We start from the raw sequence: 23,235 nt of genomic DNA on the forward strand, positions 1-23,235 counted from the left end.
GAACCGGTGCAGCCGCCAGCCGCGTCTGAACCGGATCAGCAAGGCACGAAACAAGGATGTCTTGGTCGGTATGCGTTGAAAAAGCGAGTGTCCCATCAAAGCTCCAGAGTCATGGTTCCATTGTAGGAATTTCCCATGACGTTTCGGTGACAACCCGCATGACCGTTGATCTGTCGCTAGCGACTCCGGGCCTTCATTGCAACGTCATGACATGCGCTCATTGAGCATCACGCTCATGACGCGCAACATGTCCACGTCCCGTTCGTTGAGCGACATGTCGGGCGCGTGGCTGAAGCAGCACAGCGTGCCGTACACCGATCCGTCCTTCCTGAGAAGGGGCACGCTGAGATGGGCGCGCACCGGAATTTCGCGGGTGGCAGGCAGCGACGAGGCCTCGCTGTTTGCCATCGCATCCGGCAGGCACTCCGGAAGGCGCCCATCGACGACGCGCTGGCAGAAGGTTTCTTCCAGCGGGTCGCTGTTCCCCTGCTGGATCAGCGCGGAATTCACCGGCGGATCCACCTGCTCGAACACGCGCCTTCCCTCCTCGAACTTGCTGATGAAAGCCACGTCCATGCCGAAGTGTTCGCGCGTGGCACGCAGCGCGTCTTGCAGGAACTGCTCGCGCGCGCCGAAGCCCGGGTTCGCCTGCGGTTTCGCAAACACCTTTTCCATGAAATCGAAGAATGGGGCGCGCGGCGCGGCGGGCGGCACGCTTGCGGGCGTTGTACGGTCATGCCACTTCGCGAGGCGGGCGCGGCCATCGCGCTTGGCGCGGTACATCGCTTCGTCAGCCTGCCGGATGAGGATGTCGGACGTCGTCTCGTCGCCCTGGTAGATGCTCAGGCCGATGCTGGCCGTGACGACGAGAGGCTTGCCCGGTTCGAGCTGCATGGGCTCGGCGATCAGGTCCAGCAGCTTGTCGGCCACGATGACCGCATCCTTGTCTTGTTCCACGTCTTCCATCAGCAACAGGAACTCGTCTCCGCCCAGGCGGCCGATGAAGTCGTTCTGCCGCAGGTTGGCCTTGAGGCGCTTCGCCAGTTCCTTGAGGACCATGTCTCCGACGTGATGCCCTTGCAGGTCGTTGATGACCTTGAATTGATCCAGATCGATGAAGAGCACGGCCAGGCCGCGATCCCTGCGCTTGGCGGCGGCGATCGCGGCGTCGAGGCGCTCGCGCACGTGCCGCCGGTTGGGCAGGCCGGTCAGGGTGTCGGTCCTGGCGATTTCGAGAAGCTGGTCCTCGGTTCGCCGGCGCTCGGACAGGTCATGCAGGAAGGAAAAGAAGACCACGCGTCCCTGGTCTTCGCCCATCGAGACCGTCATCTCCACCGGGAAGATTTCACCGTCGCGGCGGCGCGCCTGCAGGGTGACGCGGCGGTTCAGCATGCGGACCTCGCCGGTTTCCTGGAAACGCTTCATCCCTCTTTCATGTTGGTCGCGCTGTGCTTCCGGAACGATCAGCTCCGCCATCGGCCGCCCCATGGCCTCGCCGGGATGCCACCCGAAGAGCTTGGTCGCCATGTTGTTCCAGCGGATGACGTTGCCTTGCGAATCGATGGCGATGAAGGCGTCGTGGCAGGCGTCTAGCAGGGCATCGAGTAGGGGAGGGATGGGACGTTCGATCATGTTAGCTGGCCTTGCCATTTCTTGATAAAAACGGTGCGGTAACCGGGATCATTTCTCATAAGAAACATTAGCTGTTTCCGCCTTTCGTTCGGCAACAAAGAACCCTTGGATTGACTTTCGTCAAACTATGTTTCCTTAAAGATTAGGGCTCTCCAGCTTGCCTGTCTACTCCCGGCACATTTATGCAGGATAAGACGAAGTTTCTCACTTCCGGGTTGAGCTTGCTCAATTTCGCTCAGGAACATGGAAGAGGGTCATCTTGTCTGATGGAACATATTATTCCAAATTAGAAGACGTCGTTCTGCAATGCGGAACAACATGCAGGCTGGCATACCGGCCATCCAATTCAGACTGGAGACGACACCCATGAAGACAAGCACTACTACCTTCACCACTCTCAAGACCTTGTGCGCTGTTGGCGTGGCCGCTGCGCTGGCAGGCTGCGGCGCGAGCGGCAGTGACACTGCCGGCGCAAGCGCGGTCGGCGCTGGAAGCGTTTCCCGCGCCGCGCCCGAGCTCACCCTGGTCGATTCCAGCGGCCTGCTGCCCGGCGTCGACCAGGCCTCGCTGGCTCCCCTGAATGATCTCGCCCCGGCGGCCACTGCCGGCCGCATCGACGCCAGCACGGTGTCGGCCGATGGCACCGTGATTGCCTTCACGGTCTACACGCCCAACATCGCGGCCGGCAATTCCGCACCCCTGCTCATCGAAGGACATGGCTGGGGCGGCAAGCGGACCCGCAACCTCGATACCACCGCTTATGCCGATCTCGCCAACACCCCGCTGCAGACCGCCAAGCTGGCGCTCGACTCGGGGGCGCAGGGCGGCAAGCAGGGCACGCGCGGCTGGTATGTGATCAGTTTCGACCAGCGCGGCTTTGGAGACTCCGGCGGCTTCGCCAACGTGATGGATCCCAAGATCGAAGGAAAGGACGTGCAGGCCATCATCGACTGGGCGCAAGCCAACCTGCCGCGCCTCGCCTACCGCAAGAACAAGAACGGCGTCGCCGATCCGGTCGTCGGCGCGGTCGGCCTCAGCTACGGAGGCGGCTACCAGACGATCGGCTCCGGCGTCGACAAGCGCATCGATGCCCTCGTACCGACCACCACCTGGGCCGACTTGCGCTACAGCCTGTACGACATGCCCAAGAGCGAGTACCTGGCCCTGCTGGTCGGCGTCGGCGCGGCGGGTCTCGGGCGCGCCGAGCCCTTTACCTACCAGGCCTTCGTCGATGCCAACACCACCGGCCGCACCAGCCCCGAGTTCAGCCAGAAGATGTACCAGCACAGCCCGGTCTCGTACTGCGAAGGCAACAGTCCCGACATGCAGCAGCCGGGCATTCCCTCCTTCTTCATCCAGTCGTCGAACGACGTGCTGTTCAACCTGAACGAAGGCTTCCAGTCCTTCGAATGCTTCCGCAAGAACAATCCGCGTTCCAAGCTCATGGCCTTGCGCTTCGGTCATCCGGACGTCCTGGTGAGCAGCACCAGCGGATCGAAGTTCACGGAAGAGAACATCGCCTGCCGCGGACCCGGCGGCGGATCGATCCCGGTCGCACGCCTCGCGTTTTCCTTCCTGTCGCAGAACCTGGTCGACTCACGGCTCGACGGCAGCTATTCCGCTGACTACCTGACAGTTCCCGACGTCCGCGCCGTGCTCGAGGATGGCAACGCCGCCAGCGGTCCTTATGGCGAGACCGCCGAAGGGCAGTGCTACGAGATCGCCAAGCTCGGCAGCAATCCCTCCGGCGCGCCTCTTGTCAAGCGCGGCGGCGACGCATTCCCGGCCACGCCTGCTACCTTGCAGAACATCGTTGCCGGCGCGCCGGCTCCCTTGCTGAGCCTGATCAAGCCCAACGACCCGTCGACGCTCGCAGAGCCGGCAATGAAAGCCTTTGCGGCGCCGGATGCAGGCAGCTTCGTGCCGCTCGCGCCCGCGCAAGGCAGGGACCGCTCATTGTTCGGCACGCCGACGGTGCACTTCTCGATCGATGCCACCGACATCCTCAACAGCTCGATCGACAATGCGCCGATCCTGTTCGTCGGCCTGGCGCGCAAGACGGCTTCCGGCCAGCTCCAGCTCGTGCATGACCAGGTTCAGCCGGTGCGCGGCTTCGGCGCGCATGACTTCACCTTGCCGGGCGTGAGCATGCTCCTGCATGGCACCGACCAGCTCGGCCTCGTAGTGTTCGGCTACCATCCGCAGTACTTCAACTACTACACCAAGCTTCCGGTCAACGTGAACGTCAGCGGCATCACCGCCGGCCTGCCTTTCGTGAACTGAGGTGCATTGGGCTGAAACAAGGCACCCGGATCATCCGTCGGCAGCATGATGGATGATCCTGTCGACGCGCAGGCGCTGGCGCGCGTCGGTGACGGCGCGTGACGCAAGCCAGACCGCGCCGACCGCCGCCAGGCCGCTTGCGCCGGCCAGCAGGAAGAGCAGCAGGATCTGGTACTTCACCGCTTCCAGCGGGTCCATGCCAGCCAGGATCTGGCCGGTCATGGTGCCCGGCAGGGTAATGATGCCCGCCGCCGCCATCTGGTTGGTGACCGGGATCAGGCCGCGCCGGATGCCGGTGCGCAGCGGGCCGGTGAGCGCGTGCCGGATCGTTTCCCCCAGCGCCAGCCGCGCTTCGATCTCGCGCCGGTCGCGCACCACCGTCGACAGGAAGGTGTCCAGGCTGAGGCTGGCCGAGGTCAGCACGCTTCCCAGCACGATACCGAGGATGGGCAGGGCATAACGCGCCTCGTACCACGGGTCGGGACGTATCGCCGTCAGCAATGCCAGCAAGGCGGTCATGACGCTCGCCGTCGCGACCACGACCGCCGCAAGCCGGTACGCGGCCATGCCGCGCAAGGCATGCGAAGGACGTATCGCCACCTCGCGCGCGGTCGCCGCCAGCATGAGCATGCCGATGCCCGCGGTGGCGGCGGGCGAGGCAAGCGCAAAGACCGTGCGCAGGACCAGTCCCACCAGCAGCAGCTGCATCACCATGCGCAAGGCCGACCAAAGGATGCCGCGATGCAGGCGCAGGTCGAGCGCGAGAGAGATCGCGGCGTTCAGCAGCACCAGGAGTGCGGCGATGCCTAAGTCGGACGCGTGCAGGCTAACCGGATGCATGCCTGCCCGCTGCGTTGCCGCCGAGGCGAAGCGTCGCGCCCGCCATGCGCCCGGCCTGGTCTTCGGAATGGGTGACGATGACCATGCCCCGGCCCGGCCGCAGCCAGTACCGCAATACCTGCTCCACGCCGGCGACGGATTGCTGGTCCAGCGACGCCGTGGGTTCGTCCAGCAGGAGGATGGCTGGAGCGCGCGCCAGCGTGCGCACCAGCGTGCGCACCAGCGCGAGCCGCTGGCGCTCGCCCGTAGAGAGGCGGCCCACTTCCGCGGACAACAGGTCCTTCGGCAAGCGGAGCGCTGCCATCCAGTCCGTCACTTCTTCCCTCATGAACTCAAGCGAGCCCGCGGAGAAATGACTGTCCACGCGAACCTGCCACCACGCCGCTTCCGCGGCGTGGTATGCGACCTGCCGCCGCCACGCTGGCGCTTCCCAGGATTCGCGCTCCCTGCCTTCAAGCATGACCGTGCCGGAATTCTCGTCGAGGTCGGCCAGCATGCGCAGCAAGCTCGTCTTGCCGCAGCCTGAAGGACCCAGCACGGCAAGGCACTCGCCATCCGGCAGGTCGAATGAAAACGGACCGGCGATCCGGGACCGAAGGTCGCGGACGCGAAGCAGCGCCGCCTGCGCGGATTCCTTGCCGTCCCCTTCCACGCCGATGGCCTAGCCGGGCTGGCCGAGCTGCTTCAGCAGGTCCGCCTGCACGATTTCTATCCAGTAGCCGTCCGGGTCCTTGATGAACGCCACATTGCGCATCTTTCCCTGGTCCGGCCGCTTCACGTACGTCACCTCGTTCTGGTCGAACCATGCCACCGCCGCCTGCAGGTCGGGAACGGAAAAGCAGATGTGGCCGAAGCCCTGCGGCTGGGCGTTTCCGTCGTGGTAGCGGAATTCCGGGGCGGATTCGGTGCCCCAGTTGTGGGTCAGCTCCAGGATGCCGCGCTGCGAGAACGTCCAGGCAGTGCGCTCGCCCGCATCTTCCGGCGCCTGCTCGCCGTCCTGCATGCGCGCGAGGAAGTAGAGCGAAAATTTCATCTCCGGAAAGTCGAGCTTGCGCAAGACGCGCATGCCGAGCACCCGCGTGTAGAAGGCAAGCGATATCTGCGGATCCTTGACCCTGAGCATGGAATGGTTCAGCACGAAGCCGCGCGTCGCCTGCGGGAGGTCGGTGGCTACGCCGGGGTAGGATTCAGTCGTAAATGGCATGGTCGTCCTTCATGTAGTCGCGCCGGCAAGGATGGCTTGCATGGCAATGGATGCGGTTCGCCTCATTCGTCAGATTGCTCGTCATGCGGTCGCGACGCGCGCCGAGGGATGGATCGTACAGCCGCGATGCACGTTTTCGAGGAAGCGGATGGCCTCGTCCAGGGTGGCCGTGGGCGGCACCAGCTTCGCGAGCGACGCGCTCTGCTGCAGCCGGTCGAGCCCGTAGGCCACGGTGCGCGAGATCTCGCGCGCCTGGCGTCCATCGCTGTTGTAAAGCGCGTCGTAGACGCCGGCCGCGTCCCAGACCGGCACCAGCCCGGGATTGGTGGAATCCTCGAAGACGACGGCCGGCATCGGGCTGTCGTCCTCGCGCATGAGCCGGAAACTGAAGGTCACCGCGTTGCCTCTTCGTGGAATGGGGATGTGGCTGGGATATTAACATCGACCTTAAGTTTCCGCCCCGGCATCCGGCCGCGTTCACTTCACTCTCTGCTTTTCCAGCTTGCGTGCCAGCGTGCGCCGGTGCATGCCGAGCCGGCGGGCGGTCTCGGAAATGTTGAAGCCGGTCTCGGCCAGGGTTTCGTGGATGCGTTCCCACTCGAGGTTCTTGATCGACGTGGAGCGGTTGGTCAGCTCAACTTCGGCATTGCCTGCCACATGGCCGAACGCTGCCTCGATGTCGTCCGTGTTGGACGGCTTGGCCAGGTACTGGCATGCGCCGAGCTTGATGGCTTCCACCGCCGTGCTGATGCTCGCAAAGCCCGTCAGGACCACGATCAGCATGTCCGCGTCCCGTTCATGCAGCGCTTGCACGCAGGCAAGGCCCGACGCGCTGCCATCGAGCTTGAGGTCGACCACGGCATGGGTTGGCGTCTTCTGCTGCAGCACCGATTGCAGATCCTCGAGGTTGGAAGCGGTGACCACGGCATAGCCGCGGCGCTCGAAGGAACGCCCCAGCGTCCGTGCGAACGCGGCATCGTCTTCCACGATCATCAGCAGGCGTTCGCCCCGCTGGTCCGGATGGCTTTCAGACGGCATGGCGCGCCTCCTGTTCGAGGGTGATGGCCGCAAGCGGCAGGGCGATCTCGACGACCGCGCCGCCTTCGGGCCGGTTGCGCGCGGTGGCCTTGCCGCCAAGGGCGCGCGCGACGTTCACCACCAGGAACAGGCCCAGCCCGCGGCCGGGCCGGCCCTTGCTCGACTGATAGGGCGTGCCGAAGCGTTCCAGCATATCCGGCGGAAAACCGGGGCCCGCATCCTCGACCCGGAGCTTGAGGGTATCCGCCTCGCGCGCCGCCTCGAAGCGCACCCATTCCGGCGAAGCTTCGAGCGCATTGTCGAGCACGTTGATGATCATCTGCTTCAGGGTCGAATCGTAGACCATGGCAAAGTCATGATAGAGGCGGTTCTCGAAGGCGAACTTGCGCGGGGAACGGGTATCCCGCCATTCCTTCGCAAGGTCTTCGAGGAAGCGCGAGATCATGGCCTTGGACGACGACTCGCCGCGCGTCTTGCCGGCCGCCCTGAGGACGCCGCTGACGATGGCCTTGCACCGCTGAAGCTGGGCCTCCATTTCCGCGATGTCCTCCTGCAGATCCTGCTTGCCCTGAAGCTCCGGCAGGCGGCGCCAGTCGCCCAGGATGACCGACACCGTCGCCAGCGGCGTGCCGAGTTCATGCGCCGCGCCGGACGCAAGCAGCCCCATGCGCACGATATGTTCCTCTTCCGCCGCCCGCTGGCGCAGGGCGGCAAGCTGCTCGTCGCGTTCGCGCAGGTTGCCGATGATCCGGCGCACCAGCATTACCAGCAGCACCGCATTCAAGGCAAAGCAGATCAGCATGCCCTCGATGTACAGAGCCGGGAAAGACTGGCCGGCATCGAGCGGCAGCTCCAGCGGCGTGGAAAACACCGAGAGGCCGCCCAGGCAGCAGATCGTGATGGCGGTGATCGTCCAGGTCGACCAGGCGCGCAGCAGGACCGCGCTCAGCACGACCTGCAGCAGGTAGAGGAAGGCGAAGGGATTGGTGACGCCGCCGCTGAAGTAAAGCTGGGCCGTCAGGCTGGCAACGTCCACCAGCAGGGCAAGGAACATCTCGCGGTTGCTGGCGGCGCGGCGGCTTCGCCAGCGCCGGTGGCTGAAGATGTTGAAGGCGATCAGGCAGGCGAGCACGCCGTACATCTGCAGCAGCGGCAGGGTGATGCCGAACACCAGCGTGACGATGTTGATGGTCGTGACCTGGCCGACCACGGCGACCCAGCGCAGCTCGATCAGGGGCAGCATGTTGCGGTGTCCGGCGGCCTGCTCCACCCCAGCCATCCAGCTGGCGGAAAACCCGTCTCCCTTGATCGGCTTCGCTTCCTCCTGCGCCATGCCCGACATGCCAGCTCCTCGGTTTCGTCAGTTGTGCCCTTGTCCGCCGCGTGCCGCACGGACGCCGGCCGCCGCGCGCCGCGTACCCCGGCGGCGGACCAGCCAGGCGCCGCAAGCCGCGGTCATCAAGGCAAGAGCATACCAAGTCAAGGCATACATCAGGTGATTGTTATGGAAATGAATGACGGTCAGCCCGCCGACGGGCACGCCCGGCGCGGCGCTGGCAGGGTCCTGGCCGTTGCCGTCGGCATCGACGAAGTAGGGGGCGACCGGTCCGAAGCTCGCCAGGCCGCGGGCGGCAGCGATTGCCGGCACGTCGCGCGAATACCAGCGTCCCGCGCCGGGATCGTTGGCGCGCAGGAAACCGCCGCCCGGTTCGGACAGGCGCAGCAGGCCGGTCACCTCGGCGGCCGTTTCGCCCGACGCCGGCTTGACCGAACCTGCCGCATCCTGGGCGACGAAGCCGCGGTTGACCAGCACCACGCTGCCATCGTCGGCGACCAGAGGAGTCAGTATCCAGTAGCCGCTTCCCAGTTCGCTCGTCGCGGCGACCCGTGTGGCGAGGCCATGAAGGAAGCGTCCCGCCACGCGGACATGCCGGTACTCGTCCGACGCCGCAGTGATGGCGGCCCAGCGGTCGCGCGCCGGCACGGGGACGGGAAGGGCATGCACGCGGCTGTCCACGCGTGCGATCAGGTCGTTCTTCCACGCCAAGCGTCGCACCTGCCAGTTGCCCAGGGTAACGAACGCCGCAAAGGCGGCGAGCAGCAGGATGCCGGCGAGCGCGCCTTGCCAGCGTGGACGCGGGGACGGTCCGTCGTCAGGCCGCTGCGGATCGCGTCCCCTGGCCATTGCCGCTTACATGCCGCCCATCTGGTGGTGCATGCCGGGCATCATGTTGGTGTTGAGGTGGTACAGCACCCAGATCGAGCCGGAAAGCATGATGACCACCAGCACCGCGGTGAAGATCAGCGACAGCATGGTCCAGCCATTCTCCGCGCGCGAATTCAGGTGCAGGAAGTAGATCATCTGCACCACGATCTGCACCGCCGCAAAACCGAGGATGACGAGCGCCGTGGTGCTGGACTTGTCGAACACCTTGCCGATCACCAGCCAGAAGGGGATGGCTGTCAGGATGACCGAGAGCAGGAAGCCGACGGCATAGTCCTTCAGGGAAACGTGGATGCCTTCTTCTTCATGGCCATGTCCATGGTCGACGCTGTCGGTCGGGTTGAATTGCCGTTCGCTCATGGCAGCACTCCCATCAGGTAAACAAAGGTGAACACGCCGATCCAGACCACGTCGAGGAAGTGCCAGAACATCGACAGGCAGGTGAGGCGCCGCCTGTTTTCCGGCACCAGGCCATGCTTGCCGAGCTGGAACAGCAGCGTCACCAGCCAGACGAGGCCGAAGCTGACGTGCAATCCGTGCGTGCCCACCAGCGCGAAGAATGCCGTCAGGAAGCCGCTGCGCTGGGGTCCGGCGCCTTCATGAATGAGGTGCGCGAACTCGGTAAGTTCCAGGCCGATGAACGCGGCGCCGAGCAAGCCGGTGACCGCCAGCCAGAGCATCGTTGCCGGCTTGCTGCGCCCTTGGGCGGCGAGCATCGAGAAGCCATAGGTGATCGACGACAGCAGGAGGAAGGCCGTGTTGAGCGCCACCAGCGGCAGGTCGAAGAGTTCCGCGCCGGAAGGGCCGCCGGCGTAATTGCGGCCGAGCACCGCATACGCCGCGAACAGGCAGGCGAACACCAGGCAGTCGCTCATCAGGTAGATCCAGAAGCCGAGCAGGGTGCCATTGTGCGGATGGTGCTCGACCACATGGAAACGGCTCCCGTCGAGCGCCTGGCCTGCCTCGGCCGGCGCGCGGTCGTCCTGCCTGCTCAGGGCTGCGGCCCCGGCCATGGCGGGGTTGAATGACATGTCATGCATAGCTTGCCACCATTTCTGCGTGTGCCTTTTCGACACGGTTCACTTCGTCGGCGGGAATGTAAAAGTCCCGCTTGTAGTTGAAGGTATGGATGATGATCGACGCCATCATCGCGATGAAGGACAGGCCGGCCGGCAGCCACATGTGCCAGATCAGCGAGAAGCCGAGCGCGGCGGAGAGGGCGGCGATGATGAAGCCGGCCGCGGTGTTCTTCGGCATGTGGATCGGCACGTAGCCCGCGATCGGCCGCTGGTAGCCGTTGCGCTTCATGTCCGCCCAGGTGTCGTTGTCGTGCACCCTCGGCGTGAACGCGAAGTTGTAGTCGGGCGGCGGCGAGGACGTGGACCATTCCAGCGTGCGGCCGTCCCAGGGGTCGCCGGTCACGTCGCGCAGGGCATGGCGGCGGCGGAAGCTGACATAGAACTGGACGAGCATCGCCGCGATGCCGAGCGCGATCATCGCCGCGCCGACCGCCGACACCTGGAACCAGGGCTGCAGGGAAGGATCGTCGAAATGGCTCATGCGGCGGGTGACCCCCATCAGGCCGAGCAGGTACACCGGCATGAAGGCGACATAGAAGCCGATCACCCAGAACCAGAACGATACCTTGCCCCAGAAGGCATCCAGCTTGTAGCCGAAGGCTTTCGGGAACCAGTAATTGATGCCGGCGAACAGGCCGAACAGCACGCCGCCGATGATCACGTTGTGGAAGTGCGCGATCAGGAACAGGCTGTTGTGCAGCACGAAGTCGGCGGCCGGCACCGCGAGAAGCACGCCGGTCATGCCGCCGATCACGAAGGTCACCATGAAGGCCACGGTCCACATCATCGGCAGCTCATAGCGGATGCGTCCGCGATACATCGTGAACAGCCAGTTGAAGATCTTGGCGCCCGTCGGGATCGAGATGATCATGGTCGTGATGCCGAAGAAGGAGTTCACGCTCGCGCCCGATCCCATGGTGAAGAAGTGGTGCAGCCACACCAGGTAGGATAGGATGGTGATCACCACCGTGGCATACACCATCGAGGTGTAGCCGAACAGGCGCTTGCCGGAGAAGGTCGAAACCACTTCGGAAAAGATGCCGAACACGGGCAGCACCAGAATGTACACCTCGGGGTGGCCCCAGATCCAGATGAGGTTCACGTACATCATGGCGTTGCCACCCAGGTCGTTCGTGAAGAAGTGCGTGCCCAGCGTGCGGTCCAGGGACAGCATGGCGAGCACGGCCGTCAGCACCGGGAAGGCGGCAACGATCAGCACGTTGGTGCAAAGCGAGGTCCAGGTGAACACCGGCATCTTCATCATGCTCATGCCCGGAGCGCGCATCTTGACGATGGTGGCGATGAGGTTGATGCCTGATAGCAGTGTTCCGACGCCGGCTATCTGCAATGACCATATGTAGTAGTCCACCCCTACGTCGGGACTCTGCAGGATGCCGGACAGCGGCGGATAGGCCAGCCAGCCGGTCTTCGCGAACTCGCCCACGAACAGCGACACCATCACCAGGGCGGCGCCCATGGCGGTCATCCAGAAGCTGAAGTTGTTGAGGAAGGGGAAGGCCACGTCGCGCGCACCGATCTGCAGCGGCACGATGTAGTTCATGAAGCCCGTCACCAGCGGCATCGCGACGAAAAAGATCATGATGACGCCGTGCGCGGTAAAGATCTGGTCGTAGTGGTGCGGCGGCAGGAAGCCGGCGTTGTCGCCGAAGGCGACCGCCTGCTGCAGGCGCATCATGAGCGCGTCGGCGAAGCCGCGCAGCAGCATCACCAGGCCCAGCAAGATGTACATGATGCCGATCTTCTTGTGGTCGATGCTGGTGATCCAGTCGCGCCACAGCGGACCCCACAGGCGCATGCGGGTGAGAAGCGCGAGGACGGCGATGCCGCCGAGCACGACCATCGCGAAGGTGGCGATCAGGATGGGCTCATGGTAGGGAATGGCATCCCAGCCGAGCCGGCCGAGAAGCAGCGTTTTCATGTCCAGAGGGGCTTGCATGTTCATTACTCGTGGTGATGGTCGTGTGTCTTGCCCGATGTGGCGCCGTTCGGCGCAGGCTCAAGTCCTGAGGGACGCGGCTTGCCATCCGCTTCCGGTTTCTTCATGGCCTCGTGCTGGCGGGATTCCTCTTCCTTGCCTTCCGCATGCACGGGCTGGCCGGCATCCTGGCGCGGCTGCTGCTCGCCGTGGCGGCCCGGCTCGCGGTTGCGCATGGCATCGGCCGCCATCATGTCTTTCATGCACGTCGTGCCTGCTTCGACGCAGCGGTTGACGACCGCGTCATACAAGCCGGGGGCGACGCTGGCATAGTGGCGCACCTGGTCACGCTCGCTCGGTTTTTCCAGTGCCAGGTAGTCGGTCTTCTGCAGGGCGTTGCCGTCCTTTTTGACTTGCCCAACCCAGGCGTTGAATTCCTCCTGTGGCACGCCACGGAAGCGGAAGCGCATGTTGGAAAAGCCGGCGCCGCTGTAGTTCGCGGAAAAGCCTTCGTACTGGCCCGGCTTGTCCAGCACGGCGTGCAGGCTGGTGCTCATGCCCGGCATGGCGTAGATCTGACCGGCCAGCGCGGGGATGTAGAACGAATTCATCACGGTCGATGCGGTCAGAGAGAAGCGCACCGGCACGTCGACCGGCGTGACGAGTTCGTTGACCGTGGCGATGCCTTGCTCGGGGTAAATGAACAGCCATTTCCAGTCGAGCGCCACCACCTGCACGTCGAGCGGCTTGGCGGCGACGGGAACGTTCTGCCCCTGGGCATTGACCTTCTGCAGCGGACGGTAGGGATCGAGCAGGTGGGTGCTGGTCCAGGTGATCAGCCCGAGCGCGATGATGATGAGCAGCGGCGCACCCCAGATCACGAGTTCGAGCACGGTCGAGTGATCCCAGTCGGGAGTATACGGCGCGGACGTGTTGCTCTGGCGATAGCGCCAGGCGAAGAACAACGTCAGCAGGATCACCGGCACGATGATCAGCAGCATGAGCGCGGTCGAGACGCGGATCAGCGTTGCCTGCTGGGCGGCGATGACGCCGGAGGGATTCATGACGATGGTGTCGCAGCCGGCCAGGAGCAGGGTTGCCAGCAGCGCCGCCATCGCAGGCAGGCGGCGGGCTCTAATGTGGGACATGGTTGGGGTCAAGGATCTGGATCAAGTTTTCCAGAACTTTACTGCTCCAGACCCCCTTTGGGCATTGGACAAATTGTCCCACCCGCGTTTTTCGGGCCGATCTCGGCTTACCATGTGGGTCGCTGCGATCTCAATCCCAGGAACGTTTCGTATGTCCACCACACAGATTCATGACGGCAACATGCCAGTCGATCCCGCTTCCGGCGCCGCCGTGCGCGATGCCCGCAATCTCAATGCCCGCGACGACCACATCTCGCCCGGCGAGATCGCCGTCGGCGTGGTGATCGGCCGCGCATCGGAGTACTTCGACTTCTTCGTCTACGCGATTGCCTCTGCCCTCGTCTTTCCCGCGGTCTTCTTTCCTTTCGAAAAACCGCTGCAGGGAACGCTCTATGCGTTCCTGGTGTTTGCCTTCGCATTCATCGCCCGTCCGCTCGGCACCGTGCTCTTCATGAGCATACAGCGCCGCTTCGGCCGCGAGGTGAAGCTGACGGTGGCCTTGTTCCTGCTCGGTTTCTCAACGGCAGGCATCGCCTTCCTGCCGACCTTCAATCAACTCGGCTTCACCGCCATCCTGCTGCTCTCCGCTTTCCGCATCAGCCAGGGACTGGCGATGGGCGGTTCCTGGGACGGCCTGCCGTCCTTGCTTGCGCTCAATGCCCCGGAAAACCGCCGCGGCTGGTATGCGATGCTTGGACAGCTCGGTGCGCCGACCGGCTTCATCATTGCCGCGGCCCTGTTCTCCTACCTGATGTCCAACCTGGCCACGTCTGACTTCCTGGACTGGGGCTGGCGCTATCCCTTCTACGTCGCCTTCGCCATCAACGTGGTGGCCCTCTTCGCGCGCTTGAGGCTGGTGTCGACGAGCGAATACACGCGCCTGCTGGAAGAGCGCGAGTTGCAGCCGGCGAGCGTGGGCGAGCTGATCCGTTCCGAAGGGCGCGTGGTCGTCCTCGGCGCGCTTGCCGCGCTCGCGAGCTACGCCCTGTTTCACCTGGTCACGGTATTTCCGCTTTCCTGGATCAGCTTGTATTCGAAGCGCCCCATCGTCGGCGTGCTCGACGTGCAGATCATCGGCGGCGTGCTCGCGGCCGCGGGCATCGTCATGTCCGGCCTGATTGCGGACCGCCTCGGCCGACGCACCACGCTCGGCGGACTCGCGGTGTTGCTCGCGGTATATAGCGGATTCGTGCCGACGCTGATCGACGGCGGCGAGGCCGGCCAGAATACCTTCGTGCTGGTCGGCTTCCTGTTGCTGGGCCTGTCGTATGGCCAGGCGGCAGGCGCGCTGACGGCAAACCTCTCGCCGAAATTCCGCTACACCGGCGCGGCGCTCACGGCCGATCTTGGCTGGCTGGTCGGTGCCGGATTTGCGCCGCTGGTGGCGTTGGGCTTGTCGGCCGAGTTCGGACTGGCCTTCGTCTCGCTCTACCTGCTGTCGGGCGCCGCGAGTTCGGTGGCGGCGCTGAGCTTGAACCGAATGCTCAACCTGAAGGATTGACAAGAATTTTTCTTCCGTCTCGGGTCTAAGGACCATTGATGACAGAAGGAGAGATTCATGCAATCCCAGTCACAGGCCGGTGCCCAAGCCGGCGGCATGGACGAAAAGGACAAGAAGGCCGGCAAGGAATCTGGTCACCGTCCGGACGGGCAATCCGGCAAGCAGGGCGAAGGGCAACCAGCCGGCAACGAGAGCGCCAATCCGGTGGGCAATCCGAATGACGTCGGCACCGCCGGGGATTACAGCCGCTAGGCCGTCGCCAAGTTCATCGGCCGGCGCGTCTTCCGAACAGCAGGGATGCGCCGAGCCAAGCCAGCCCGGTAACCAGCAGGAGCAGGGCGGACGGCTCCGGTACGCGTACCGGATCGGCCGACCGCGCGGCAAGCTGATTTGCGTTGGGGCCGCTGCCCGGCCTGGTAATGTCATCCTCGTTGGCGGCGAGGTCGGAAGCCTTCGACTGCGTTTCCGGCTGAGGATCCAGCAGGTCTTGCAACACTTCCTTCACGAGAAGGTCAGGGCCAGGCTGGCTCGACAGCGGACCGCCGCCCGGCGCGCCGTCATTGCCCGTGTCTGTTATTTTCTCGCCGGCATCGGGCGCAGCTCCGCCATCACGCTTAGGCGGATTTTCACCCGATGAACCGCTGCCGCTGCCGCCGTTTAGTGCCACCGTGGGGGCACCTTCATTAGCAGCGGGCGATGATGCCTCGCTGCCTGGCCATCCGTTTCCTGCAGGCTTGGCGCTCGTTCCGCCGCTGCCGGCCCCCGTGCCGGTCGGACCGGTGCCGGACGTGCCGCCACGTTCGGTACTGCCATGGCTGCCAACGACACTGTCGTTGCCACCACTGCCGCCAGAACCAGAAGGTGCCACGTCATTCGCCGTTCCGCTGCTTTCTGTCGCACCGTCCTTGCTCGAACTCATCTGGCCACCAGGCTTGGGTGCCAGCAATCCAGACGTTGCCGGCGCCTGCGCTGCCATGCCGAAGGAAAAGAACGACGGCGAGGACATTGCCATGAGCGGCGGCAGATCGCCAATCGCGTCTGCGTGTCCACCGCTCTCGAACGCTTGAGGCGAATGGACAAGGTCCGAACCTGCAAACACGGATTCGCCGGACGCCGGATCGGGCACGAGCGGGTCCAGGGGCAAGGGTACATGCGGTGGCGATGCGTGTACGGACGGCGCAGGCTGCAGCGATGCCGGTGCGGCGGCTTGAGGGGAAGGGGTTTCGGGCGGCGCGGCGGATTGCTGCCCGGCGATCTTGTCCGGCGTATGCGCCGATGCCAACAAGCTGCCGGCGCTGGACAACCAGGCCAGGGAGGCCGTCAAGCCGCAGGTGGCGGCAGCGAAAACGCAGCGTCGAACCGTCGTGGAATGTGCTTTGAGCATCATGGATTTTCCTTGGGTAAAGCCTTGCGGTAGATCATTCCCTGCAGAACCACATGACGGTTAGCAACTGCTATGCCAAGGGGAAAATTCCTTAATAATCAATGTGACAAATCTCTATGGCAACTTCCCTTGTAAAAAAGGACGACATGCTCCTCGTCAACATGGTCCTGCAAAGGCAAGGGCAAGTTTTTCTGCCGTCATGGAATTTCTGGGCAAGGAAAAATCGGAGAACAGCGATTCCGAACGCCATCCTTGAGCAATTCGACGAACGGACATGTCCTAAACGTTGACAATTCAACATGCACACAAGCTGATCGTTGCCGGAAAACGGGAACCGATCATGCCTTGCTGCAACTCAGCAAGCTGTGAAGTTCGAATGGGAGAGACACGTGAAGAACGTCGACCGTAATCCAGCCCCGGCGGCACGAACGCCCTGGTGGCCTCATGTGCGTCCGGTAATGATGGTCAGCATGGCAGGCGGACTCCTGCTTGGCATGTCGGGTGCGCTCCTCGCCGCGCTGTTCGGCGCGTCCCCGGAAGCAGGAGCGGCAACGGGCGCATTGCTGGGAAGCATGGGAACGGCCCCGGCCAGCATCGGCGCGATGCTGGCGGCGATCGACAGGAAGAAGGGTCGAGGCTGACTGTCCTGGCCGGGCGCATCAGATTAAATCAAGTCCTCTCATCCATGATGGCCCCGCCCCTTGCGCTCCCCGGGCTGGTAATGCACTCGCAGGTATTCGCCCAGCCAGGCGTGAATGTCCACCGGCATGCGAACGCCATCCGCCTTTTCCCCCGAATCAAACATCCTCGTCCCCTCGACATAACTGACAGAGGCAAGTACCGGCGCCGGCCGGTCATTCTCTTGGCGCCACATCACGAACACCTTGGGCTCGGGGGCGGCCCAGTTCTCGAAATATCCTTCGTTCTCGTCCGCGAACAGTTCCAGCTCCAGTCCAGGCAAGAGCATGTAATCCTGCCCACCCTCGCCGCGCCATGCCTTCGGCGCGCTCGATTGGCTGGGATCGCGGACCACGCCGACCGCGGCCCAATGATCTTGTGCCCATGGGTGGCGCGCAATCCGGCGCTGCATCAGTACTGCAATCGGAAGGTGATCAAGACGCATTCGGATTCCGTGACGACTCGCTTACTTCTTCGCGGGCTGCTCTGGCGCGCGGATGGAAACCGGATTGTCCGGCTTGGCGTCCGGGCTGGGCGGAGCGGTGCCAGATTTCTCGCTCTTCACCGGCGGCGTGGGTGCCCCTTGGCCAGTCTTTTCCTGTCCAGCCTTGCCGGGTGGGGAAGCGGACTCTGAAATGCCTTTCACCGGCGCCACGGCCACCGGCGGATGCGTCTGCCAGCCCTTGGCCTTGGCCTGTTCGCGCCAGTGGGCGGCCACCTGCTCCATGGACTCCGCGAGCTTCTGCTTTTCCAGTTCGGCCTGTGCGTCGGCCTTTGCCTTGGCGGCCGCCGGGTCGGGGGGCTGCGCTCCCGACGCGGACTTGGGATTCGCGCCCTGGTCCGAGGACTGGTTCTTCAAGGCCGCGCCGGCAGGGGTCGTGCCTCCCAGCGCCGTGCCGCCAGTATTGCCTTCGTTCCCCTGGGGGATGCCCGGCGTGCCGGCGGGCATGCTGGATGGCGTTGCGTTCGCCGCGGCCGGCACATTGCCAGAAGGGGCGGGTGCCGAGGATGCCGCAGGTGATGGAGGCGCAGAAGGTGCAGAAGGTGCAGAAGTTGCAGAAGTTGCGGAGGGTACGGCAGCCTGAGCGCGCGCAAGCACTTCACCGCTCGTGCCGCCGCCGGCCGTGACCTGCCCCGGGAACGAGGTCTTGCGGACATTGGCCGCCGCGCCCTCGGTTCCGTCGTGCTGGCATGCGGCGCAGAACACCAGCAGGCAAAGCGCCGGGACACGGTGAACGAATCCGTTAGGTGGACGCATGTCAGATCCTCCGCGCATCGGCAGGCGGCATCGGCGGCACGTCGGGATGGCTTCCCATCACGTCGTGGTACCAGAGTTCATGGTGCGCGCGGGCCCAGTTTTCGTCGACCGTTCCGTAGCGCATCGCGTCGTAGGCGCCGGGCGTGCCCCAGGTGCCGATGTAGATGTGTCCCATCGCCGCGGCCATGTACATGGTGCCGGCGAGGAGGTGCAGGTAGTCGGCGATCTGCAGCAGGTAACGCGTCAGGCCGATGCCGTTGCCAAGGTCGCGCAGATAAGGAAAGTCCATCATCAATCCGGTGACAGACATCAGCAGGCCGAGCAGCACGACGCCTCCCCAGAACCATACCTTCTCGCCGGCGTTGAAGAATCCGGCTGGCACGTGCTGGTGCGACGCCAGGCCGCCGCCGCGCTTGACCCATTCCCAATCGATGCGATGGAAGACATTGCGCCGCAGGAAGGTCAGGAACATCGCGATCGAACAGACGATGAAGAGCGGGCCGACGAAGTTATGCAGGTACTTTGCGATGATGGCGACCCAGGAAAACGCGCCATGTCCCATCCAGCTCATCAGTATCTTCTTGCCGAACAGGATGACGATGCCGGACAGCGCGAGCGCAATGAAGGTAATTGCCGTGGTCCAGTGAACCAGTCGTTCCCATGCGGTGAAGCGGGTGATGCGGCGCCCGGATTCGCCCTGCTCGACGCGAGCCGGACCGACCGCCTGGTAGAAGCCGAAGATCAGGAAGGGCACGACGAGCAGCACGATGCCGGCGAAGGTGGAGAACGCACCATTGCGCAGGTTGCGCCAGGTATTCCCGCCGCGCTGGAGAATGACATCCTGTTCCGGCATGAGGCCCGGTGAGATGAGGTAGTGCCGGTCGAAATGCTGGCGCCCGGAGGCGGAGGAGTTGAAGCCCGGCTCGGGTTGGTCCTTCTCGGATTGCAGGATAGTCTGCTCTTCCGCGTATGCCGGCTTGGCCGATTCGTTGGGAACCGCCGCGCCGGCCGGGCGCGCAAGGCAGGCTAGGGCAACGGCGAGCCATATGGCGGCGAACAGGTGCAGCCAGCCGGGAATGGCGGCCGGGCTTGATGCTGCGGCCTTGGCGCCAAACTTAGCGCTGGGCTTTCTTGTCAGGCAAGACATCGACTCTCTCCCCCGCGTCACGCGTGCGATTGTATTCATCCTGGTGCATGTTGCGATTGATGATCGCCGCATGCCAGGCCAGCTTGTCGTTGTGGAAAAGGCGCGCTTCATGCTGGTCGTCGGGCTTGCCGTCGTACTTGCCGTCGCGCCAGACCGGATGCTGCTGGACCTCCAGGCAGCCGCCTAGCAGGCACAATGCCGGCGCGAGGAACAGGATGCGCAAGCCCCGCGAGCCCGCAAGAACATGGCGGACGGTAAGGAACGTCATGTCGGCAGCTCCCTCGGATTGTTCTGGTACGCTCCCGGCATCTGGTTCACCCGCGGGCCGTCGCCCTTGTTCTCGATGGGCTTGCCGTTCCTTGGTTTGTAGGCGATGTCCCAGCCCCAAAGTTCGGGGCCGTAGCCGCGCGTCTCGACGCGGCGTTCATAGATGGTGGCGATGGCATTGGCGTCGCCGCCAAGCAGTGCCTTGGTGCCGCATTGTTCCGCGCACACCGGCAGCTTGCCTTCAGCGATGCGGTTGCGGCCGTATTTCTTGAACTCCGCCTCGCTGGTGTCTGGTTCGGGGCCGCCGGCGCAGAAGGTGCATTTGTCCATCTTGCCGCGATGATTGAAGGCGCCGCTCTGCGGAAACTGCGGCGCGCCGAAGGGGCAGGCGACGGAGCAGTAGCCGCAGCCGATGCATAGGTCCTTGTCATGCAGCACGATGCCGTCTTCCGTGTGGTAGAAGCAGTCCACCGGGCACACCGCCATGCAGGGCGCGTCGGTGCAGTGCATGCAGGCCACGGACATGTAGTGCTCGCCCGGCGCCCCATCGCCTATCGTGACCACCCTCCGTCGGTTGACCCCCCATGGCAGCTCATGTTCGTTCTTGCAGGCCGTGACGCAGCCGTTGCAGTCGATGCAGCGCTCGGTGTCACAGATGAATTTCATTCGCGCGGACATGGGATCTCCTGTTCTGCCTGCTCAAGCCCTGACCACCCGGCACAGGGACACCTTGGTCTCCTGCATCATCGTCACCGCGTCGTAGCCATAGGTCCAGCCGGTGTTGACGGCTTCTCCGCGAACCAGCGGCGCGGTCCCTTCCGGATACTGGTGAACGAGGTCCTCGCCCATCCACCATCCGCCGAAGTGGAACGGCATCCATACCAGGCCCTCGGGCACGCGCGGCGTGACCATGGCATGCACCTTCAGGCGCGCGCCGTTCGGCGTCTCGACCCAGACGAACTGGCCTTTCGCGATTCCCATGCGGCGCGCATCGACCGGGCTGATCTCGACGAACATCGCCTGCTGCAGTTCGGCAAGCCAGGGATTGGAGCGCGTCTCGTCTCCTCCGCCTTCATACTCGACCAGCCGGCCGGACGTCATGATCAGCGGGAAGTCCTTGGAAAAGTCCACCTGCTGCACGGACTTGTAAAGCGTGGGCAGGCGCCAGAACGCCTTCTTGTTGTCGAAGGTCGGATATTGCGCCACTAGGTCGCGGCGGGGCGACATGATGGGCTCGCGGTGCACCGGCACCGGGTCCGGGAAATTCCAGACGTGGCAGCGCGCCCGTGCATTGCCGTAGGGGGCGCAGCCATGCTGGATCACGACGCGGATGATGCCGCCCGAGAGGTCGGTCTTCCAGTTCTTGCCTTCCGCCTGCGCCTGCTCTTCCGGCGTCAGGTCGTTCCACCAGCCGAGCCGCTTGAGGAAGACGTGATCGAACTCCGGATAGCCGACGTCCAGTTGGCTGCCCTTGTTGGTCGAGCCATCGCCGGCCAGCAACGATTTACCATCGTGCTCCACGCCCCAGTTGGCGCGGAAGGGCAGGCCGCCTTCCATTACCGGCTTGGAGAGGTCGTAGAGAATCGGCGTGCCGGGATGCTTGAGTTCGGGCGCGCCCCAGCAAGGCCATGGCAAGCCGTAGTAATCCCCCTTGCAGGGACCGGACTCCGCCCGCAGCGTGGTCGGGTCGAAGGTGTGCTTGTTCAGCATGTGCAGCTTCAGGCGTTCCGGCGAGCAGCCGGTGTAGCCGATGGTCCAGCAGGAACGGTTGATCTCCCGGAGAATGTCCTCGATCACCGGCTCGTTGTTCGCCACCTTGATGTTCTTGCAGAGCTGATCCGCGAAGCCGAATTTCTTCGCGAAGAGATACATGATTTCATGATCCGTCTTGCACTCGAACAGCGGCTGGATAACCCGCTCGCGCCACTGGATGCTGCGGTTGGACGCGGTGCACGAACCCTGGGTCTCGAATTGCGTCGCCGCCGGCAGCAGGTACACGCCATCCTTGCGCCCGTGCATTGCGGCGGTCATCGAGGGATAGGGATCGATCACGACCAGCATGTCCAGCTTCTGCATGGCCGCCTTCATGTCGGGCAGGCGCGTCTGGCTGTTGGGAGCATGGCCCCAGTACACCACCGCGCGCAACGGGCTAGGCTGGTCGATGAATTCCTTTTGCTCGAGCACGCCGTCGAACCACCGCGAGACCGTCATGCCGGGCTTTTCCATCAATGCCTTGGACGCGAAGCGGGACAGCAGCCATTGGTAATCCACGCCCCAGACGGTCGCGAAGTGCTTCCATGCTCCCTCCGCGATGCCATAGTAGCCAGGCAGTGAATCCGGATTCGGGCCGACGTCGGTCGCGCCCTGCACGTTGTCGTGACCGCGGTAAATGTTCGCGCCGCCGCCTGCAATGCCGATGTTGCCGAGCACCAGTTGAAGGATGGACAGCGCGCGCACGTTGGCGGTGCCGACATGGTGCTGGGTGATGCCCATGCACCAGACTACCGAGGACGGGCGGTTGGTCGCCAGCATCTCGGCCGCCTTGAAGACCGCCGATTCCGGCACGCCGGTGACATCGGCCACCTTGTCGGGCGTCCATTTCGCGACCTCCTTGCGGACCTCGTCGAGGCCGTAGGTGCGCTGCGCGATGTATTCCTTGTCCTCCCAGCCATTCTGGAAGATGTGCCACAACATTCCCCACACGAAGGCGATGTCGGTGCCGGGGCGGATGCGCACGTAATGGTGGGCGAAGCGCGCGGTGCGGGTGAAGCGGGGATCGACCACGATCATCTTCGCGCCCAGTTCCTTGGCATGCAGGAAGTGCAGCATCGAGATTGGGTGCGCTTCCGCCGGATTCGACCCGATGAACAATACCGCCTTGCTGTGGTGCAGGTCGTTGAAGGAATTGGTCATCGCGCCATAGCCGTAGGTCTGGGCGACGCCCGCTACCGTGGTCGAATGGCAGATGCGGGCCTGGTGGTCGCAATTGTTAGAGCCCCACATCGAAACGAACTTGCGCAGCAGGTAGGATTGCTCGTTGTTATGCTTGCTGGAGCCGATCCAGAAGACGGCATCCTGTCCCGACTTTTCTCGGATCTCCAGCAGCTTGCCGCCCACTTCGGCGATGGCCTGGTCCCAGGAGATGCGCTGGTACTTGCCATCGACCAGCTTCATCGGATAACGCAGGCGGTTTTCGCCATGGCCATGCTCGCGCACGGAGGCGCCCTTGGCGCAATGGGCGCCGAGATTGATCGGGGAGTCGAATGCCGTGTCCTGCCGAATCCAGACGCCGTTCTTCACAACCGCTTCCACCGAGCAGCCGACGGAGCAGTGGCTGCAGACGGTGTGCTTGACCTCCACCTTGCCGTCGGGAGGAACGTTGACTTCGATGGCCTCGGCGGGAGAGATCGCCTGCATGGGAAGGCGGCTGGCTGCCAGGCCCGCACCGCCGATGATGCCGGCGCGCAGCAGGAAGGAACGCCGGTTCATGGTGTTTCCTTCGGCGCATGCGCCGCCATGATGAGCGAAACGATTGCCGCCGTTTTGCCTTGCGGCCGGATTACCACGTTTGCGCAGCAAGGTCACTTGATTCTCCTTTCGAGCAGGCCGACAGGCC

23 protein-coding genes are annotated in these 23,235 nt (G+C 64.1%); 4 read left to right on the forward strand and 19 right to left on the reverse strand.

Features of this window, described 5'->3' with window-relative positions; genetic code table 11:
• Positions 1–204 precede the first annotated feature (204 nt).
• Positions 205–1,632, reverse strand: a complete 1,428-nt coding sequence (locus tag G3574_RS02625; RefSeq protein ID WP_163960462.1) for a diguanylate cyclase — start codon at positions 1,630–1,632, stop codon at positions 205–207.
• Between the two features lie 366 nt (positions 1,633–1,998).
• Here G3574_RS02625 and G3574_RS02630 point away from each other — a divergent pair, with 366 nt between their 5' ends.
• A complete protein-coding gene (locus G3574_RS02630; RefSeq protein WP_163960463.1) occupies positions 1,999–3,915 on the forward strand; it encodes a CocE/NonD family hydrolase in 1,917 nt (638 codons plus the stop codon).
• Between the two features lie 30 nt (positions 3,916–3,945).
• Here G3574_RS02630 and G3574_RS02635 read toward each other — a convergent pair whose 3' ends face one another.
• From G3574_RS02635 to cyoA, 11 genes are all read right to left on the reverse strand, one after another.
• Positions 3,946–4,755, reverse strand: coding sequence for an ABC transporter permease (locus tag G3574_RS02635; protein WP_163960464.1), 810 nt, complete (start codon positions 4,753–4,755; stop codon positions 3,946–3,948).
• On the reverse strand, positions 4,742–5,407 hold the full coding sequence (locus G3574_RS02640) for an ABC transporter ATP-binding protein (RefSeq protein WP_163960465.1): 666 nt from the start codon (positions 5,405–5,407) through the stop codon (positions 4,742–4,744). Before G3574_RS02640 ends, G3574_RS02635 begins: the two co-directional genes overlap by 14 nt.
• A 9-nt stretch (positions 5,408–5,416) precedes the next feature.
• Positions 5,417–5,959 (reverse strand): lactoylglutathione lyase, encoded by a 543-nt coding sequence (gene gloA, locus G3574_RS02645; protein WP_163960466.1) that lies wholly within the window; start codon positions 5,957–5,959, stop codon positions 5,417–5,419.
• 81 nt (positions 5,960–6,040) lie between these two features.
• On the reverse strand, positions 6,041–6,355 hold the full coding sequence (locus G3574_RS02650; protein WP_163960467.1) for a hypothetical protein: 315 nt from the start codon (positions 6,353–6,355) through the stop codon (positions 6,041–6,043).
• Between the two features lie 81 nt (positions 6,356–6,436).
• On the reverse strand, positions 6,437–6,997 hold the full coding sequence (locus G3574_RS02655) for a response regulator transcription factor (RefSeq protein WP_163960468.1): 561 nt from the start codon (positions 6,995–6,997) through the stop codon (positions 6,437–6,439).
• Positions 6,987–8,330, reverse strand: coding sequence for an ATP-binding protein (locus G3574_RS02660; RefSeq protein WP_163960535.1), 1,344 nt, complete (start codon positions 8,328–8,330; stop codon positions 6,987–6,989). Before G3574_RS02660 ends, G3574_RS02655 begins: the two co-directional genes overlap by 11 nt.
• Before the next feature lie 27 nt (positions 8,331–8,357).
• Positions 8,358–9,182 (reverse strand): SURF1 family protein, encoded by an 825-nt coding sequence (locus tag G3574_RS02665; RefSeq protein WP_163960469.1) that lies wholly within the window; start codon positions 9,180–9,182, stop codon positions 8,358–8,360.
• A gap of 6 nt (positions 9,183–9,188) precedes the next feature.
• Positions 9,189–9,581, reverse strand: coding sequence for a cytochrome o ubiquinol oxidase subunit IV (gene cyoD / locus G3574_RS02670; protein WP_163960470.1), 393 nt, complete (start codon positions 9,579–9,581; stop codon positions 9,189–9,191).
• The gene (gene cyoC / locus G3574_RS02675; protein WP_163960471.1) at positions 9,578–10,261 is read right to left on the reverse strand and encodes a cytochrome o ubiquinol oxidase subunit III; all 684 of its coding nucleotides are present in this window, start codon (positions 10,259–10,261) and stop codon (positions 9,578–9,580) included. The genes cyoD and cyoC overlap by 4 nt, the downstream gene beginning before the upstream one ends.
• Positions 10,254–12,263: a cytochrome o ubiquinol oxidase subunit I gene (gene cyoB / locus G3574_RS02680; RefSeq protein ID WP_407941592.1), complete on the reverse strand. Its 2,010-nt coding sequence runs from the start codon at positions 12,261–12,263 to the stop codon at positions 10,254–10,256. Before cyoB ends, cyoC begins: the two co-directional genes overlap by 8 nt.
• Positions 12,263–13,384, reverse strand: a complete 1,122-nt coding sequence (gene cyoA / locus G3574_RS02685; protein WP_163960473.1) for a ubiquinol oxidase subunit II — start codon at positions 13,382–13,384, stop codon at positions 12,263–12,265. Before cyoA ends, cyoB begins: the two co-directional genes overlap by 1 nt.
• A 151-nt stretch (positions 13,385–13,535) precedes the next feature.
• On the opposite strand from cyoA, the gene G3574_RS02690 reads away from it, so the two are divergent.
• The gene (locus tag G3574_RS02690) at positions 13,536–14,885 is read left to right on the forward strand and encodes an MFS transporter (RefSeq protein WP_163960474.1); all 1,350 of its coding nucleotides are present in this window, start codon (positions 13,536–13,538) and stop codon (positions 14,883–14,885) included.
• 57 nt (positions 14,886–14,942) lie between these two features.
• Positions 14,943–15,137: a hypothetical protein gene (locus G3574_RS02695; RefSeq protein ID WP_163960475.1), complete on the forward strand. Its 195-nt coding sequence runs from the start codon at positions 14,943–14,945 to the stop codon at positions 15,135–15,137.
• A gap of 13 nt (positions 15,138–15,150) precedes the next feature.
• Here G3574_RS02695 and G3574_RS02700 read toward each other — a convergent pair whose 3' ends face one another.
• Entirely contained in the window at positions 15,151–16,272 is a 1,122-nt protein-coding gene (locus tag G3574_RS02700) for a PEP-CTERM sorting domain-containing protein (RefSeq protein ID WP_163960476.1), read from the reverse strand.
• Between the two features lie 467 nt (positions 16,273–16,739).
• On the opposite strand from G3574_RS02700, the gene G3574_RS02705 reads away from it, so the two are divergent.
• Positions 16,740–16,910, forward strand: coding sequence for a hypothetical protein (locus G3574_RS02705; RefSeq protein ID WP_163960477.1), 171 nt, complete (start codon positions 16,740–16,742; stop codon positions 16,908–16,910).
• Between the two features lie 38 nt (positions 16,911–16,948).
• Here G3574_RS02705 and G3574_RS02710 read toward each other — a convergent pair whose 3' ends face one another.
• The 6 genes from G3574_RS02710 to G3574_RS02735 are packed head-to-tail and all read right to left on the reverse strand — an operon-like array spanning position 16,949 to position 23,204.
• Entirely contained in the window at positions 16,949–17,392 is a 444-nt protein-coding gene (locus G3574_RS02710; RefSeq protein ID WP_163960478.1) for a DUF3305 domain-containing protein, read from the reverse strand.
• A gap of 21 nt (positions 17,393–17,413) precedes the next feature.
• Positions 17,414–18,205, reverse strand: a complete 792-nt coding sequence (locus G3574_RS02715) for a hypothetical protein (RefSeq protein WP_163960479.1) — start codon at positions 18,203–18,205, stop codon at positions 17,414–17,416.
• Position 18,206: 1 nt separating this feature from the next.
• Complete coding sequence (locus G3574_RS02720) at positions 18,207–19,352, reverse strand: formate dehydrogenase subunit gamma (RefSeq protein ID WP_205609638.1); 1,146 nt, start codon at positions 19,350–19,352, stop codon at positions 18,207–18,209.
• The gene (locus G3574_RS02725; protein ID WP_235952946.1) at positions 19,321–19,620 is read right to left on the reverse strand and encodes a hypothetical protein; all 300 of its coding nucleotides are present in this window, start codon (positions 19,618–19,620) and stop codon (positions 19,321–19,323) included. The genes G3574_RS02720 and G3574_RS02725 overlap by 32 nt, the downstream gene beginning before the upstream one ends.
• Positions 19,617–20,297 carry a formate dehydrogenase FDH3 subunit beta gene (gene fdh3B, locus G3574_RS02730; RefSeq protein WP_235952948.1) on the reverse strand — a complete coding sequence of 227 codons (681 nt, stop codon included), beginning with the start codon at positions 20,295–20,297 and terminating at the stop codon, positions 19,617–19,619. The genes G3574_RS02725 and fdh3B overlap by 4 nt, the downstream gene beginning before the upstream one ends.
• Positions 20,298–20,318: 21 nt before the next feature.
• Positions 20,319–23,204: a formate dehydrogenase subunit alpha gene (locus G3574_RS02735; protein ID WP_407941593.1), complete on the reverse strand. Its 2,886-nt coding sequence runs from the start codon at positions 23,202–23,204 to the stop codon at positions 20,319–20,321.
• Positions 23,205–23,235: the final 31 nt, after the last annotated feature.

This window comes from Noviherbaspirillum galbum (assembly GCF_010974945.1).
In the GTDB taxonomy this organism is placed as follows: domain Bacteria; phylum Pseudomonadota; class Gammaproteobacteria; order Burkholderiales; family Burkholderiaceae_D; genus Noviherbaspirillum; species Noviherbaspirillum galbum.